This is a genomic window from Streptomyces sp. NPDC059875, from assembly GCF_042731085.1.
Taxonomy (GTDB): domain Bacteria; phylum Actinomycetota; class Actinomycetes; order Streptomycetales; family Streptomycetaceae; genus Streptomyces.
Genome location: NZ_JBHWJZ010000006.1, coordinates 289806 through 305753, shown reverse-complemented (window position 1 = coordinate 305753; position 15948 = coordinate 289806). Strand labels below are relative to the sequence as shown.

The following is a 15948-nucleotide window of genomic DNA, read 5'->3' as shown; positions in this document are numbered from 1 at the left end:
GTCCGTACACGGCGACGGACGGTACCGCGCCCTCCCCAGGGTGGCGGGAGCCGCGCCGCGCGGCGACCCCCGCTCCGCCGAGTGGGGGACACACCCCCGTACGCCCCGCCGGTCAGCCGCCCGCGCCCAGCCGCCCGGACCGGCCCAGGGCCCGGACCGCGCCCGCACACCCCAGCCCGACCCCGCACAGCACCAGCCACGGCGTCGCCGACCACCTCGTGACATCGAGCAGCACGCCCGTCCCCAGGTTCCCGAGCGTGATCCCGACCCCGCAGACGGTGTTGTAGAGCCCGTAGTGCGTGGCCACCCACCGCCCGCCCGAGAGCGCGACGACCGTGTCCATCTCGTACGGGTACAGCACCGCGTTCGCGACCGCCAGGACCGCCGCGCACAGCAGCAGGCCCACGAGCCCTGGCACGGCCACCGGCAGCAGGAAGGCCCCGCCCATCAGCACGAGCCCCAGGACCAGACACCGCTCCCGGCTCAGCCGGCGCTTGCACCACGCCGTGATCCGCAGCTGTCCCGCCAGCGCCACGAGCGCGGAGACCACGAACAGCGCGGTCGTGGCCGCCGTGCCGTCCGCCGCCAGCGGCAGTGCCAGATAGACCTGGAAGGACAGGACGTACGAGCCGGTCATCGCGAGCGAGAAGAGCCAGAACGTGCGGTTGGTCAGCACCGTACGGAACTGGCCCCGCTCCTCGACGCTCTCGGGGGCCTCCTCCCGTAGCCGTACCGGAAGGTGCCGCAGCTGTACCAGCGTCAGGAGGGCGAACAGCACCGCCGCCACCACACACGTCAGCCGGAAAGACACCCCGGTCAGCGCCACCCCGACCAGTGGCCCGAGCAGGATCCCGGCCTGGTAGTACGTGTTGAACAGCGCGAACGCCTCCACGCGCCGCTCCCCCGCCTCCGCCGCGAGGTACGCCCGCACGGCCGGGTTGAACAGCGCCCCCGCCAGGCCCGTCGCCACCGATGCGGCGATCAGCACCGGCAGCGACTGGGCGAACGCGAGCGCCCCGAAGCCCGCCGTCCGCAGCGCGCACCCGGCGACGATCAGCGGCTTGAAGCCGAACCGGTCGGCGAGCGCCCCGCCGACCAGGAACATGCCCTGCTGGGAGAGGTTCCGTACGCCGAGCACCAGCCCGACCGCCCACGCCGCCATGCCCAGCCCGCCCGCGCCCCGGTCACCCGCGAGATGCGCGGCGAGATACGGCATCAGCATGTAGAAGCCGAGGTTGATGGTCAGCTGGTTGAGGAAGAGCAGCCGCGCGGCCGGTTCGAAGGTACGGCTCTGCCGCCAGATCCCGCCCTTGGCGGGGGCCTCGGCCCGGGCGTTCATCGGACCCGCTCCAGGACCCGGCGGGTCCAGCCGTCGACCTGCGCGTCGCCCTCGTACGCCGCCGGCTCCTCGCGCGGCGGGGCGTCGAGCAGTCCGTGTGCCGCACAGAACTCGTCGCTGAAGACCGTGTCGAAGTACCGCTGCGGCCCGTCCGGGAAGACGGCCGCGATCCGTGTCCCGCGCGGCCGGGTGCGGGCCAGCCACCCGGCGACCAGCGCGACCGCGCCCACGCTCCAGCCGCCCGTGGCGAACTGACGCGACGCCAGGCGCCGGGCGGCCCGGACCGCGTCCGCCGGTCCGACCCAGTGGATCTCGTCGAAGGCCGCGTGGTCGACGTTGCCGGGGTGGATGGAGGAGCCGAGCCCGCGCATCAGCCGTTCGCCGGCCGGGAGACCGAAGACGGTGGAGTGGACGCTGTCCACGCCCACCAGCTCCAGGGCGGGGCTGGACGTGGCCCGCAGCGCGCGGGAGATCCCGGCGGAGTGCCCCCCGGTCCCCACCGCGCAGACCAGGACGTCGATCCGGTCGAGCTGCGCGGAGAGCTCGGCGGCGAGTCCCCCGTACGCCTCGGGGTTGTCGGGGTTGCCGTACTGGTTCGGCCACCACGCCCCGTCGAGGCTCGTCAGAAGCTCCGCCACCCGGTCCATGCGCGCCTGCTGCCAGCCGCCCCGCGGGCTCGGCTCCGGCACGACGTGGACCCGGGCGCCGTGGGCGACGAGCATCCGCTCGACGATCGGTTCGAGACCGGGGTCGGTGACGACATGGACGGGGTGGCCGTGCAGCACTCCGGCCAGCGCGAGGCCGAGGCCGAGCGTGCCGGAGGTCGATTCGACGATGGGCGCGCCGGGCCGCAGCTCTCCGCGGCGGCGCGCCGCTTCGACCATGTAGAGGGCGGCACGGTCCTTGATGCCGCCGAAGTTGAAGCCTTCGAGTTTGGCCCAGTAGCCGTCGTCCATCCACAGCACGGGGGTGTTGCCGACGGTCTGCGCGGCGACGGACAGCAGGTCGTTCATGGGTACGTCCTTGACGTGGGTACGCGGAAGGGAGCCTGGTCGTGTCGTGCGATCCGGCTCAGTTCCGGTCCACTCCGAGGGCGATCAGCAGACGGCCCGGCTCGGGGCCGGGTCCCGCCCGGTCGCGCACACAGCGGGCGTGCGGATCCGCGGGGAAGACCTCTTCGTGGTCGACGTCGACGGCCGCGTCGGCGCCCGGCGCGGCGAACTGCGGCGCGGTCTGCGCGGGCAGATGGGCGTCGAAGGACCATGCCTCGCCCGGCCGCTCGCAGCCGTGCGGCAGCGCGGGGGCGGAGACGGTCGTCGTGTCGGCGGGCAGGGGCGGCACATGGTGTCCGTGCGACCCGTGGCAGACGCTCACCAGCAGGGCGAGGAGCGCGAGCAGGACGAGGACGGCGGGCGCCCGCCGTCGTACGTCAGTCACCGCTCCGTCACTCATGGTGCGCGTGACATTACGGTGCGGCAGCGCACGCCCGCAAAGCGCCGGGCGCGGTTTTGGCCACCGTTTACCTACGGTCGAACCGCTACATGTTCCGCTCCGCGTAGACCTCCAGCGCGTCCCGGACGAGGAGGGCGGTGCCCTCGCTGTGCTGGTCGTAGTTGGCGCCGAAGCGCGGGTCGTCGACGTACATCCGGCCGAGTCCGATCACGTACTCCTTCGTCGGCGTCGTGGTGGTCGACAGCCACGCGACGTGGCGCCGCGCGATGGCCTGGACCTCGTCGCCGTCGGCGGCGAGCCCGTCCCGCGCCGCCTGTCCGAAGTCGCGGGCGATGCCGGCCTGCTCGTCCATGAACGCCTGCTTCTGCTCGGCGCTGAGCGAGCGCCACCAGCGGTCGCCCTTCTCGTACGCGTCGCGGCCCCAGCGCTCGGTGACCTCCTCCTCGTACTGCGTGTGATCGAATCCGTCGAACACTTCTTCCGCCATGAGCTCTTCTCCGTTCTCCGTCTTGTGGAGAGTGGTCCGCACGGCCTCGATCTGTCGCCCGATCCGCTCCCGCTCCTGTTCCAGCAGGAGGAGGTGGGTGCGCAGGGCGGCGGACGAGTCCCGCTGACCTTCCAGGACCTCGGCGATCGCGGGCAGGGAGAGCCCCAGCTCGCGCAGCAGCAGGATGCGCTGCAGTCGCACGAGCGCCGCCTGGTCGTAGTACCGGTAACCGTTGGCGCCGATCCGGCTGGGCTCCAGCAGTCCGCGCTCTCCGTAGTGCCGGAGGGTGCGGCTGGTGGTGCCGGCCTTCTTGGCGATCTCCTGGATCGACCACTCCATGGGGAAAACGCTAAATCTTGACGTTGCGTAAAGGTCAAGCGGCGCGAGACGGGGACACGGGAACACGACGAAGGCCCGGATCCAGTGACTGGATCCGGGCCTTCGTTGCTACTGAGTAGCGGGGACAGGATTTGAACCTGCGACCTCTGGGTTATGAGCCCAGCGAGCTACCGAGCTGCTCCACCCCGCGTCGGTGAATATGACCTTACGGCATGGGGCGCCGATCCCCTAATCCCTTTTGCGGCGACGGTCACGGCAACGGTTTCAGCAGCCGCAGTCCTCGGCGTCGACCGGCGCCGTCAGCGGGTCCGCGTCCTTCTTCTCGGGGCCCTCCCAGGTCTCGTACGGGAAGCCCTCGCGGACCCAGTACTCGAAGCCCCCGAGCATCTCCTTCACCTGGTAGCCCAGCTGGGCCAGGGCGAGCGCGGCACGCGTGGCGCCGTTGCAGCCGGGGCCCCAGCAGTACGTGACCACCGGCACGGACTTGTCGAGCAGCTGCTCGGCCTGCTCGGCGATGAGCGCGGTCGGCAGGTGGATCGCGCCGGGGACGTGGCCCTGGTCCCAGGACGCGGTGGAGCGGGAGTCGAGGACCACGAAGCCGGGCTCGCCGTCGGCGGCGAGGGCGCTCGCGACATCGGAGACATCGGCGTGGAAGGCGAGGCTGGCGGAGAAGTAGGCGGCCGCGGCGGCCGGCGAGGCGGGCGGGGTACGAAGTACGGCGTTGACCTGCGCGGTTGTCGTCATGCATGAAAATCTACGGTCGAAGATCACGGCGCTGAAGTGGCAAATCCCGGCGCCGATGCCGATCAGCCGGGGAAATCCGGGCGTTCGGCGGGGGGCGGCAGGGATCTCACGCACCGGACGCCCCGGAGCCCGGGAAGGGGCCCGTAGCGGCCCTCAGCGCCGCGAAGCCGTCACATGTCGCAGGCGTCATCCGTCATCACGATGACGGGCATCAACGAGGGAGACACCGATGGACGAGAAGGACCTCCTGGCCGAGCGCTTCCAGGCCGACCGCACCCATCTGAAGGCGGTCGCCTACCGGATGCTGGGCTCGCTGAGCGAGGCCGAGGACGCCGTCCAGGAAGCGTGGCTCAAGCTCAACCGGTCCGACGTCAGCGAGGTGCAGAACCTCAGCGGCTGGCTGACGACGGTCGTCGGACGGGTCTGCCTGGACATGCTGCGTTCGCGCGCCTCCCGCCGGGAGGACCCGCTGGAGTACTACGTCCCCGACCCGCTGGTCCGCAGCGCGGAGGGCACCCGCGACCCGGAGGAGGAGGCGCTGCTCACCGACTCGGTGGGCCTGGCGCTGCTCGTCGTCCTGGAGACGCTGGGGCCGGCCGAGCGGCTGGCGTTCGTCCTGCACGACATGTTCGCCGTCTCCTTCGACGAGATCGCCCCGATCGTGGACCGCACGCCGGCCGCGACCCGTCAGCTCGCCAGCCGCGCCCGCCGCCGCGTCCAGGGCGCGGCCCCGGCGCCCGCCCCGGACCTCACCCGGCAGCGCCAGGTCGTCGACGCGTTCATGGCGGCCTCCCAAGGCGGTGACTTCGAGGGGCTGCTCGCGGTCCTCGACCCGGACGTGGTCCTGCGGGCGGACGGCGGCAAGGCGCTCGCGGCCGCCTCGAAGCTGGTCCGCGGCGCCGAGGCGGTCGTCAACCAGGCGCTCACCTTCGCCCGCTTCCGGCGCGAGTACCGGACGGTCGAGGTCAACGGCGCCGCGGGCATCGTCTCCTTCGTGGACGGCCGGGCGGCCGGGCTCATGGCCTTCACGATCGTGGACGACCGCATCGTGGAGATCCAGATCATCGCGGACCCGGAGCGCCTGGCGGCCCTGGGCCTCTGAGGCCCCGTCGAACGACGAAGCGCCCCGCCCGGTCGCAACCGGGTGGGGCGCTTCGCCCGAGGTAGGCCGTGTGGGACTCGAACCCACAACCAACGGATTAAAAGTCCGCTGCTCTGCCAATTGAGCTAACGGCCCTCGGCACATCACCCCCGAGCATAGCCGCATAGATCCCCGGAACCGATCGGGTATCCGACACGAGGAAGGGCCCGTACGGCACTCACGTGTCGTACGGGCCCTTCCGTGTCAGCTCACACGGTGTCAGCCGTTGCGCTTCCAGCGCGGCTTGTCGTCGCGGCGGCCGAAGGAGCCGCCGGTCGAGCCGGTGCCGCGGTGGTCGCCGCCGCGGTGGTCGTCACGACGGCCGTACGGGCGGTCGCTGCCACCGGAGCGGAAGCCGCCCGAGGGGCGGTCGTCGCGACGGTCGCGGTTGAACGGGCGGTCGCTGCCACGGTGGCCGCCGGTGGGGCGGTCGTCGCGACGGAAGCCACCGGACGGACGGTCGTTGTCACGACGGTCGTCGCGACGGAAGCCGCCACGGTCGTCACGGTTGAAGCCACCCGAGGGGCGGTCGTCACGGCGGAAGCCACCACGGTCGTTGTCACGACGCTCGTTGTCGCGGCGGAAGCCACCGGACGGGCGGTCGTCGCGATTGAAGGAACGGCCGCCACGGTCGTCACGGTTGAAGCCACCCGACGGACGGTCGTCGCGACGGAAACCGCCGGAGGGACGGTCGTTGTCGCGGCGGAAGCCACCCGACGGACGGTCGTTGTCACGGCGCTCGAAGGAACGGCCACCGCGGTCGTCACGGCGGTCGTCGCGGCGGAAGCCACCACGGTCGCCACCACGGTCGTCGCGACGGAAGCCACCGCGGTCGCCGCCACGGTCACGGCGCTCGTAGTTGCCCCGCTCGTCGCGGAACGCCGGGCGCTCCTCGCGGCGCTCCTCGCGCACCGGCTCGGACGCCACCACGGCCGCGGCGACCTCGGCCTCGGCGGCCTCCGTCACCTCGGCGACCGCAGCCTCCGGGTCCTCGCCCCGCTCGCGCGCGGAACGGGCGACCAGGCGGTCGGCCTCCTCGCGGAGCTCGGCGGCGCGGCGGGTCAGACGCTCCAGCTGCTTGGTGAGGTCGGCGACCTCACGCTCGGCCTGCTTGGCGGCGTTGTTCGCGGAGTCGGCCTGGACCTCGGTCAGCGAACGCGCACCGGTGATCTCGGCGACCTCCGGGTCGAACGCGCCCGCGCCGCCCACGATGTGACGCGAGGCGTCGACGCCCGCGTCCTCCATCAGACGGAAGATCTGACGGCGCTGGTGCGGGAGGGCGAGGGAGACCACGACGCCGGAGCGGCCGGCGCGGGCGGTACGGCCCGAGCGGTGCAGGTAGTCCTTGTGGTCACCGGCCGGGTCCACGTTCAGGACCAGGTCGATGCCGTCGACGTGGATGCCGCGGGCGGCGACGTCGGTGGCGACCAGCGCGTTGACGTAGCCGTCCTTGAAGTCGGCCAGCACGCGGGTACGGGCACCCTGCGTCATGCCGCCGTGCAGCGCGTCGGCCTTCACGCCGGCCTCGACGAGCTGCTCGGCGATGCGGTCGGCGCCCAGCTGGGTGCGGACGAAGATGATCGTGCGGCCCTTGCGGGCGGCGATGGCGGCCGTGACCGGCGCCTTGTCCTTCGGCTTCACGACGAGGACGTGGTGCGTCATGGTCGTGACGTTGCCCTGGGCGCTGTCGACCTCGTGGCTGACCGGGTTGTTCAGGTAGCGCTTGACCAGCGTGCCGATCTCGTTCTCCATGGTGGCGGAGAAGAGCATGCGCTGGCCGCCCTCGGGGACCTGGTCGAGCAGCTCGGTGACCTCGGGCAGGAAGCCCAGGTCGGACATCTGGTCGGCCTCGTCGAGGACGGCGACCTGGACGTTCTCCAGGGAGCAGGCGCCACGGTTGATGATGTCGCGCAGACGGCCCGGGGTGGCGACGAGGATGTCGACGCCGCGCTCCAGGGCGTAGATCTGGTTGCCCATGGACGTACCGCCGCAGACGACCTTGATCTTCAGGCCGAGCACGTCGCCGTACGGCTGGAGGGCGTCCGCGACCTGCATCGCGAGCTCACGGGTCGGGGTGAGGATGACCGCGCGGGGCTTCTTCTTCTCGGTGTGGCCGCCGGCCAGCTGGGCCAGGGTCGGCAGACCGAAGGAGAGGGTCTTGCCGGAGCCGGTACGGCCGCGGCCGAGGATGTCCTTGCCGGCCAGGGCGTCCGGGATGGTCGCCGCCTGGATCGGGAAGGGGGTGGTCACACCGTTCTGCGCGAGCTTGCGCACGACGCCCTCGGGCAGGCCCAGGTCGGCGAAGGTGATGGTGGGCTCGGAGAACTCGGCCTCGGCGGCCTCGGTGACGTCGGACGCCTCGGTCTCGACGATCTCGGTGGCCTCTACGGCCTCGACGATCTCGTCGTTCTCGGGCATGACGGCGTGGTCAGAACTGAAAATGGACATGCGAAATGCGAAACCTTCCGGAGTCTCGGCACGCGCCCGTCAACTCCGTGAAATTCGCAAATCGACCGCCTCAATGCGGTCCAGCCACGGCTAGGGAGAGTACGCGCCACGCGGCGCTCTTCTGTGTCGGCGCCGGGCAATGGGATCAAACGATCTACCACCATACGCACCCTCCCCCACCTATGGCAAACCGGACTCCGTCACACCGGCCCGACCTGCGGCGATGCCTCCGGCTCCGCCTGCCCGCCCGGCCCGTCCGCCGCCTTCATCGCACCCATGTGGGTGTCCGCGCCCGGCGTCGAGGTCGGCTGCTCGGTCGGCTTGTCGGTCGGCTCGGGGGTCGGCTCCGGGGTCGGGCTCGGCTCCGGCTCCGGGGTCGGGCTGGGCTCCGGCGGATCGACCGGCGGAGTGGCCTCCCCACCCGGCGCGCTGGGCCCACCGGCCCCACCCGTTCCACCGGGCTCATGGCCAGGCTTCGGCTTCTTCCCCGGACCCGCCGGAGCTTCCACCGGAGGCTTCCCGGAGGGCGACGGGGAGCCGCTGGGCACCGGCGACGCCGAGCCGGCGCCGTCCGCGTCCGGCCCGCTCCTGTCGGCCGAGCCCCCGGCGGTCCCGCCGTGCCGGCCCGACACCCCGACCCCGCCGTCCGATTCGGCCGCCACGCCCTGCTTCCCCGCGGACTTGCTGGGCGCCGGCTTCGCGCCCTCGTCACTCACACTCATACAGCCGCTCAGACCGGCACAGGCGGCGACCGCCAACGCGGCGGCGGCCCATCTCACACGGGTGGGCAAAGGGCGCACGGAGGGCACCTCCAGGACACAAGGGGCGGGAAAGCCGGGAAGGGAACGCGTTTCGCTGCCCAACTCCCTTTGCCCCACGAGGGACACGCCCGCGCCGCAACCGCCTACCGGCGATCGGCCCTCACCCGTATCCGAGCGCGTGCAGCCGCTCGTCGTCGATGCCGAAGTGGTGGGCGATCTCGTGCACGACGGTGATCTCCGTCTCCGCGACCACGTCCTCGCGCGACTCGCACATCCGCAGGGTCGGCCCCCGGTAGATCGTGATCCGGTCCGGCAGCACCCCCGCGTACCACTCGCCCCGGTCCGTCAGCGGAGTCCCCTCGTACAGACCGAGCAGCTCGGGGTCGTCGGGCGCGGGCTCGTCCTCGACGAACACCGCGACGTTGTCCATCAGCCGCGTCAGTTCCGGCGGGATCCGGTCCAAGGCCTCGGCGACAAGCTCCTCGAACTCCTCGCGCGTCATCTCCAGCACCCGCCCATTGTCGCCCCAGGGGAAACCGTTTTGGCGATACCGGCTGGCATCCCATATGCTTCTCACGTCCCCGACGCGCTGAGAAGCGCCCAGGTGGGCCCTTAGCCCTCATCGTCTAGTGGCCCAGGACGCCGCCCTTTCAAGGCGGTAGCACGGGTTCGAATCCCGTTGGGGGCACGCTTAACCATGTGCGAGACTAGTGCTCGCACATTGCATGGTCCTGTGGAGCAGTTGGTTAGCTCGCCACCCTGTCAAGGTGGAGGTCGCGGGTTCAAGTCCCGTCAGGATCGCTGAGGTCAGAAATGATCTCGTGGCTGGGTAGCTCAGTTGGTACGAGCGATCGCCTGAAAAGCGATAGGTCGCCGGTTCGACCCCGGCCCCAGCCACAAACAGAAGGCCCCGTTCGAAAGAACGGGGCCTTCTTCGTGTCTCCATCCCTGTACGGGGAGCCAGGGGCACCCGGTCGGCCGAACCGGGCACCCCCACTCCTCGGATCAGGCCGCGCGGCGCCGGCCCCGCCAACCCCGGACCGCGAGCACCACCGCCACCACGGCGACGACCCCCACCAGCAGCGCCCAGTCCGGCACCGACCGGCTCAGCGACGCCACCCGCTCCTCCACCGCGAAGGAATCGTCCACGGACAGGAGCCCGGGCAGCGCGGTCGTGCCGTCGAAGACCAGGAAGAGCGTGCCGAGCACGACGAAGAACAGCCCGGACAGCAGCGAGGTCGTGTGCAGTTCGAAGCGGCCGGCCCGGATCGTCCGGCCGCGCAGCCAGCGCCGCCGGCCGAGCTCGTACCGCTCCCAGAGCAGCGCGAGCAGGAACAGCGGCACCGCCATTCCCAGCGCGTACACCGCGAGGAGCAGCCCGCCGTAGGCCGGGCTGCCGCTCAGCGCCGCCACCGTCAGGACGCTGCCGAGGATCGGGCCCGCGCAGAAACCGGCGAGGCCGTAGACCAGGCCGAGGGCGTACACGGAGACCGCCGTCGTGGGGCGGATCCGGCCGCTGACCTCGGCGATCCGGCGGGAGGCGAAGCCCATCCCGAGGATCTGGAGCGCGCCGAGCACGATGATCGTCCAGCCTCCGAGCGCCACCAGCAGGTCCCGGTGGCCGTAGAACAGCCGCCCGGCGTACGACCCGGCCGCGCCGAGCGGGACGAGGGTGGTGGCCAGACCGGCGTAGAAGATTCCGGTACGGGCCAGGAGCCGGCTCGTCGAGTCGATCGAGTACGCGAAGAAGGCCGGGAGCAGCAGGGCGCTGCACGGGCTGAGCAGGGCGAGGAGGCCGCCGAGGAAGGCGGCCAGATATCCGATGTCGGAGGTCATCGCCCGGCCTTCGCCGACTCCGCCGCCTTCGCCGCCTTCGCGGCCGCGTCGATCGCCTCCGTGAAGGTCTCCATCGGCTGCGCGCCCGCGATCGGTCGCCCGTTGACCAGGAACGACGGGGTCGAGGTCGCGCCCAGCGAGTACCCCTGCTCCTGGTCCTTGCTCACCGCCGCCCGGGCCGCCGCGCCGTCCGTGTCCTTCGCGAACCGCGCGAGGTCGGGGACGCCCGCCTCCTTCGCGAGTGCGGTCAGCCGCTCGGTGCCGAAGCCCTTCTCCTTCGCGCCCTCGGCGTACGCCGCCTTGTGGAACTCCCAGAACCGGCCCTGCTGCCCCGCCGCCCACGACGCCCGGGCCGCCGCCTCCGACTCCTCGCCGAAGATCGGGAAGTTCCGCCACTCGATGCGCAGGGTGCCGTTCTCGACGTACTTCTTCACCAGCTCGGGCTCGGTGTCCCGGGCGAACTTCCCGCAGTAGCCGCACTTGAAGTCGGCGTACTCGATCAGCACGACGGGCGCGTCGGCCCGCCCCATGGCCAGCTTGTCGGCGGCGTCGCGGCGGGCGTACGCCTCCAGCTCGGGGTAGATGCCGTTGCTCGGGTCGGCGGTGACCTCGGCGACCGGCGACGCTCCCGACCCGCTCCCGGACGCGGGCTTGGTCGCGGTGTACGAGACGACTCCGAGCAGCGCGGCGGCGAGGGCCACCCCGGAGACGATCACGATCGGCTTGGACTTGGACATGCGGAAACGCTCCTGAACAGTGCGAGAGAGGGGACGGACGACGACGGTGGTCCGCCCTCTAGACGCGCAGGATCGAGAGCTCCACGGGTGACGGCGGTACGAGCTCCGGCGGCTCCGGGCCGGGCACCAGGTCCGGTACGTCGACGGCCGCGCCCCCGTCCCCGCAGGCCGTGCGCTCGCCCGCCAGGGCCGGCAGCAGCTCGCCGAAACCATTCGCCCGGGGCGGTACGACCGGTCCTGCCGCACCCTCTTCCCGCAGATGCCCCTGGCCGCAGCCGGGCGAAGGGCTCCCCACGACCTCGGGGAACGACACCGACGACACCGATGTCACCGACGACACCGCCAACGCCGTGCTCGCACCGCACACCAGGACCCCGAGCACCACACCCACCAGCGCGGCGAGCGCCGCGAGCGCGCGGACGGTGCGGGACATACGGGTACCTCTCAGCTCGACGTGCCCGAAATATTACGGGCCGCACCCCACGGAAATCGGTTCGCCCGTTCTCGGCCCGGGGTGCGATCCTGGATTCCGTATGTCTACTTCCTTCGCCGCCCTCCAGTCCGTCCTGGCCGAGGTCTCGCTGCGGGACGCCCACCGGCTCGGCCGCCGTCTCGAGGGCGCCCGCCGCATCCGCAAGCCCGAGGCCCGTGAGGCCGTCCTGGACGAGATCGCCGCCGAGGCCGGCAAGGCCAAGGAGCGCGTCGACGGGCGCGCCGCCCGCGTGCCCGCGGTCACGTACCCCGAGCAGCTGCCCGTCTCACAGAAGAAGGACACGATCCTGGAGGCGATACGCGACCACCAGGTCGTGATCGTCGCCGGTGAGACGGGCTCCGGAAAGACCACGCAGATCCCCAAGATCTGTCTGGAGCTCGGCCGGGGCGTCCGCGGCATGATCGGCCATACGCAGCCGCGCCGGCTCGCCGCCCGTACGGTCGCCGAGCGCGTCGCGGACGAGCTGAAGACGCCTCTCGGCGAGGCGGTCGGCTGGAAGGTCCGCTTCACCGACCAGGTGAACCCCGACGCGACCTTCGTGAAGCTGATGACCGACGGCATCCTGCTCGCCGAGATCCAGACGGACCGCGAGCTGCGCGCCTACGACACGATCATCATCGACGAGGCCCACGAGCGGTCCCTCAACATCGACTTCCTGCTCGGCTATCTGGCCCAGCTGCTGCCCAAGCGCCCCGACCTCAAGGTCGTCATCACCTCCGCGACCATCGACCCCGAGCGCTTCTCCCGCCACTTCGGCGAGGCGCCGATCGTCGAGGTCAGCGGACGGACGTACCCCGTGGAGGTCCGCTACCGGCCTCTCCTCGAAGAGGACTCCGAAGAGGCCGACCGGGACCAGATCACCGCGATCTGCGACGCCGTCGACGAGCTCCAGTCCGAGGGCCCCGGCGACATCCTCGTCTTCCTCTCCGGCGAGCGGGAGATCCGCGACACCGCCGACGCGCTGCTGAAGAAGCAGCTCCGCAGCACCGAGGTCCTCCCCCTCTACGCGCGCCTGAGCCACGCCGAGCAGCACCGCGTCTTCCAGGCGCACTCCGGCCGCCGGATCGTCCTCGCCACCAACGTGGCCGAGACCTCGCTGACCGTCCCCGGCATCAAGTACGTGATCGATCCGGGCACCGCCCGTATCTCCCGCTACTCCCACCGGACCAAGGTCCAGCGCCTCCCGATCGAGCCCGTCAGCCAGGCCAGCGCCAACCAGCGCAAGGGCCGCTGCGGCCGTACGTCCGACGGCATCTGCATCCGGCTCTACTCCGAGGACGACTTCCTCGGACGGCCGGAGTTCACGGACGCCGAGATCCTCCGGACGAACCTGGCCTCCGTCATCCTGCAGATGACCGCGGCCGGCCTCGGCGAGATCGAGAAGTTCCCCTTCATCGACCCGCCGGACCACCGCAACATCCGCGACGGCGTGCAGCTCCTCCAGGAGCTCGGCGCGCTGAACCCGGCGGAGAAGGATCCGAAGAAGCGGCTGACGGAGCAGGGCCGGAAGCTGTCCCAGCTCCCCGTCGACCCGCGCCTGGCCCGGATGGTCCTGGAGGCCGACAAGAACGGCTGTGTACGGGAAGTCATGGTGATCGCCGCCGCGCTCTCCATCCAGGACCCGCGCGAGCGCCCCGCCGAGAAGCAGGCCCAGGCCGACCAGCAGCACGCCCGCTTCAAGGACGAGACGAGCGACTTCCTCGCCTTCCTCAACCTCTGGCGTTACATCCGCGAGCAGCAGAAGGAGCGTGGGTCCAGCTCCTTCCGCCGGATGTGCAAGCAGGAGTACCTGAACTTCCTGCGCATCCGCGAGTGGCAGGACATCTACGCGCAGCTGCGCACGGTCGCCAAGCAGATGGGGATCCACCTCAACGAGGAGGACGCGCCGGAGCAGTCGGTGCACACGTCCCTCCTCGCCGGTCTGCTCTCGCACATCGGCATGAAGGACGTGAAGGAGGGCGCCAAGAACGAGTACCTGGGCGCCCGCAGCGCCAAGTTCGCGGTCTTCCCGGGCTCGGCGCTCTTCAAGAAGCCCCCGCGCTTCATCATGTCCGCCGAGCTGGTGGAGACCTCGCGGCTGTGGGCCCGGGTCAACGCGAAGATCGAGCCGGAGTGGATCGAGCCGCTCGCGCAGCACCTGATCAAGAAGACGTACAGCGAGCCGCACTGGGAGAAGGACCAGGCGGCCGTCATGGCGATCGAGAAGGTCACGCTCTACGGCGTGCCGATCGTCACCGACCGCAAGGTGAACTACGGGCGGATCGACCCCGAGGCCTCCCGTGACCTGTTCATCCGCAACGCGCTCGTCGAGGGCGACTGGCGCACGCACCACAAGTTCTTCGCCGACAACAGGAAGCTCCTCACCGAGGTCGAGGAGCTGGAGCACCGTGCCCGGCGCCGGGACATCCTCGTCGACGACGAGACGCTCTTCGACTTCTACGACAAGCGGGTGCCCGAACACGTCGTGTCGGGCGCGCACTTCGACTCCTGGTGGAAGCACAAGCGCCGTGAGGAACCGGAGTTCCTCGACTTCGAGCGCGAGATGCTCATCAATGAGAAGGCCGCCGGGGTCACCAAGGACGACTATCCGGACTCCTGGCGGCAGGGGGCGCTGAAGTTCCGGGTGACGTACCAGTTCGAGCCGGGCGCGGACGCCGACGGCGTCACCGTCCACGTCCCGCTCCAGGTCCTGAACCAGGTCACGGACGAGGGCTTCGACTGGCAGATCCCCGGTCTGCGCGAAGAGGTCGTCACCGAGCTGATCCGCTCGCTCCCGAAGCCGATCCGCCGCAACTACGTGCCGGCGCCGAACTTCGCGACCCGCTTCCTGGACTCGGCCGTCCCCCGGCAGGAGCCGCTGCCGGTCACGCTCGCCCGTGAGCTGCACCGCATGGGCGGGGTCCCGGTCTCGCCGGACGACTTCGACCTGTCCCGGATCCCCGACCATCTGAAGATCACCTTCCGGATCGTCGACGAGCGGCGCCGCAAGCTCGCCGAGGACAAGGACCTGGAGGCGCTGAAGCTGAAGCTGCGCCCCAAGGCCCGCCAGGCCCTCTCCAAGGCCGCCGCAGCGGCCACGACGGGCCCGGACGGCTCCGGGCAGTCTCTGGAGCGCACAGGCCTCACGGAGTGGACGATCGGCACGCTCACGAAGGTCTTCGAGACCCGTCGGGCCGGCCAGCCGGTCAAGGCGTTCCCCGCGCTCGTGGACGCCGGCGACACCGTCTCCGTACGGCTCTTCGACACGGAGGCCGAGCAGGCGCAGGCGATGTGGCAGGGCACGCGGAAGCTGATCCTGCTGAACATCCCGGTGAACCCGGCGAAGTTCGCCTCGGACAAGCTGACCAACCAGCAGAAGCTGGCGCTGTCCCGTAATCCGCACGGCTCGATCCAGGCGCTCTTCGACGACTGCGCGACCGCCGCGGCGGACAAGCTGATCGCGGACCACGGCGGGCCGGTCTGGGACGAGGAGTCGTTCCGGAAGCTGTACGACAAGGTCCGCGCCGACCTCGTCGACACGACCGTCCGCACGGTGGGCCAGGTCCAGCAGATCCTGGCGGCCTGGCAGGCCTGCGAGCGGCGCCTGAAGGCCACGAACAGCCTGGCCCTGATCAACAACCTGGCGGACGTGCGCGAGCAGCTGGCGTGGCTGATGCCGGCCGGCTTCGTGACGAAGACCGGGCTGCGGCGGCTGCCGGACCTGATGCGCTATTTGGTGGCGGTGGACCGGCGGCTGCAGCAGATGCCGACGGGCGTCCAGCGGGACACCACCCGTATGGACAAGGTCCACGAGATGCAGGACGAGTACGCCTGGCTGCTCGAACAGCTCCCGAAGGGGCGTCCGGTGCCGAAGGAGGTCACCGACATCCGCTGGATGATCGAGGAGCTCCGGGTCAGCTATTTCGCGCACGCGCTGGGCACGGCGTACCCCGTCTCGGACAAGCGGATCGTGAAGGCGATCGACGCCCTGGCCCCCTGATGGGGGTGTCGCCTTGCGTCGGTTCGACCTGACCCTCTGACCTGCTGTACAGTCTTCCTCGCAGCCCCTCGCAGGGCGCTGCGAGCAAGGTCCTGTGGAGCAGTTGGTTAGCTCGCCACCCTGTCAAGGTGGAGGTCGCGGGTTCAAGTCCCGTCAGGATCGCTTCAGAGAAGGCCCGCACCGATCGGTGCG

At 70.9% G+C, this 15948-nt stretch carries 13 protein-coding genes and 6 tRNA genes; 6 read left to right on the top strand and 13 right to left on the bottom strand.

The genetic code is table 11. The features are described 5' to 3' along the window. Nucleotides 1-112: 112 nt before the first annotated feature. The 6 genes from ACFV9D_RS10630 to ACFV9D_RS10605 all read right to left on the bottom strand — a co-directional run bounded on the left by ACFV9D_RS10630 (nt 113) and on the right by ACFV9D_RS10605 (nt 4361). The gene (locus ACFV9D_RS10630) at nt 113-1339 is read right to left on the bottom strand and encodes an MFS transporter (RefSeq protein ID WP_385143810.1); all 1227 of its coding nucleotides are present in this window, start codon (nt 1337-1339) and stop codon (nt 113-115) included. Beyond that, nucleotides 1336-2352, bottom strand: coding sequence for a PLP-dependent cysteine synthase family protein (locus ACFV9D_RS10625; protein ID WP_385143808.1), 1017 nt, complete (start codon nt 2350-2352; stop codon nt 1336-1338). Before ACFV9D_RS10625 ends, ACFV9D_RS10630 begins: the two co-directional genes overlap by 4 nt. Before the next feature lie 58 nt (nt 2353-2410). Continuing rightward, complete coding sequence (locus ACFV9D_RS10620; protein ID WP_385143806.1) at nt 2411-2776, bottom strand: hypothetical protein; 366 nt, start codon at nt 2774-2776, stop codon at nt 2411-2413. 100 nt (nt 2777-2876) lie between these two features. After that, complete coding sequence (locus ACFV9D_RS10615; RefSeq protein WP_385143804.1) at nt 2877-3617, bottom strand: MerR family transcriptional regulator; 741 nt, start codon at nt 3615-3617, stop codon at nt 2877-2879. Between the two features lie 116 nt (nt 3618-3733). Then, nucleotides 3734-3807: transfer RNA gene (locus tag ACFV9D_RS10610), tRNA-Met, on the bottom strand. 74 nt (nt 3808-3881) lie between these two features. Further along, nucleotides 3882-4361, bottom strand: coding sequence for a rhodanese-like domain-containing protein (locus ACFV9D_RS10605; protein ID WP_385143802.1), 480 nt, complete (start codon nt 4359-4361; stop codon nt 3882-3884). 229 nt (nt 4362-4590) lie between these two features. Between ACFV9D_RS10605 and sigJ the strand changes: the two genes are divergently transcribed. Continuing rightward, nucleotides 4591-5463, top strand: a complete 873-nt coding sequence (gene sigJ, locus ACFV9D_RS10600; protein ID WP_385143800.1) for an RNA polymerase sigma factor SigJ — start codon at nt 4591-4593, stop codon at nt 5461-5463. Between the two features lie 62 nt (nt 5464-5525). On the opposite strand, the gene ACFV9D_RS10595 is transcribed toward sigJ, so the two are convergent. The 4 genes from ACFV9D_RS10595 to ACFV9D_RS10580 form a co-directional block, all read right to left on the bottom strand. Next, nucleotides 5526-5598, bottom strand: a tRNA-Lys gene (locus ACFV9D_RS10595). A 123-nt stretch (nt 5599-5721) separates the two neighbouring features. Further along, entirely contained in the window at nt 5722-7950 is a 2229-nt protein-coding gene (locus tag ACFV9D_RS10590) for a DEAD/DEAH box helicase (protein ID WP_385143798.1), read from the bottom strand. 200 nt (nt 7951-8150) lie between these two features. Beyond that, nucleotides 8151-8672, bottom strand: a complete 522-nt coding sequence (locus tag ACFV9D_RS10585; protein WP_385143796.1) for a hypothetical protein — start codon at nt 8670-8672, stop codon at nt 8151-8153. A 199-nt stretch (nt 8673-8871) separates the two neighbouring features. Continuing rightward, on the bottom strand, nt 8872-9222 hold the full coding sequence (locus tag ACFV9D_RS10580; RefSeq protein ID WP_260230806.1) for a metallopeptidase family protein: 351 nt from the start codon (nt 9220-9222) through the stop codon (nt 8872-8874). Nucleotides 9223-9326: 104 nt separating this feature from the next. Here ACFV9D_RS10580 and ACFV9D_RS10575 point away from each other — a divergent pair. From ACFV9D_RS10575 to ACFV9D_RS10565, 3 genes are all read left to right on the top strand, one after another. Continuing rightward, nucleotides 9327-9399, top strand: a tRNA-Glu gene (locus ACFV9D_RS10575). Between the two features lie 39 nt (nt 9400-9438). Then, nucleotides 9439-9512 (top strand) — tRNA-Asp (locus ACFV9D_RS10570). Between the two features lie 22 nt (nt 9513-9534). Next, a tRNA-Phe gene (locus ACFV9D_RS10565) sits at nt 9535-9608 on the top strand. A gap of 108 nt (nt 9609-9716) precedes the next feature. Here ACFV9D_RS10565 and ACFV9D_RS10560 read toward each other — a convergent pair. From ACFV9D_RS10560 to ACFV9D_RS10550, 3 genes are read right to left on the bottom strand one after another with little or no spacing between them, the layout of a single operon-like run. Next, nucleotides 9717-10547, bottom strand: a complete 831-nt coding sequence (locus ACFV9D_RS10560) for a cytochrome c biogenesis CcdA family protein (RefSeq protein ID WP_385143794.1) — start codon at nt 10545-10547, stop codon at nt 9717-9719. Beyond that, nucleotides 10544-11284: a DsbA family protein gene (locus ACFV9D_RS10555; RefSeq protein WP_385143792.1), complete on the bottom strand. Its 741-nt coding sequence runs from the start codon at nt 11282-11284 to the stop codon at nt 10544-10546. Before ACFV9D_RS10555 ends, ACFV9D_RS10560 begins: the two co-directional genes overlap by 4 nt. A gap of 58 nt (nt 11285-11342) precedes the next feature. Beyond that, nucleotides 11343-11717: a hypothetical protein gene (locus ACFV9D_RS10550; protein ID WP_385143790.1), complete on the bottom strand. Its 375-nt coding sequence runs from the start codon at nt 11715-11717 to the stop codon at nt 11343-11345. 100 nt (nt 11718-11817) lie between these two features. On the opposite strand from ACFV9D_RS10550, the gene hrpA reads away from it, so the two are divergent. Together hrpA and ACFV9D_RS10540 are read left to right on the top strand one after the other, a co-directional pair. Further along, nucleotides 11818-15756: an ATP-dependent RNA helicase HrpA gene (hrpA, locus tag ACFV9D_RS10545; RefSeq protein WP_385143788.1), complete on the top strand. Its 3939-nt coding sequence runs from the start codon at nt 11818-11820 to the stop codon at nt 15754-15756. 88 nt (nt 15757-15844) lie between these two features. After that, nucleotides 15845-15918: transfer RNA gene (locus ACFV9D_RS10540), tRNA-Asp, on the top strand. The last annotated feature ends 30 nt before the right edge of the window (nt 15919-15948 follow it).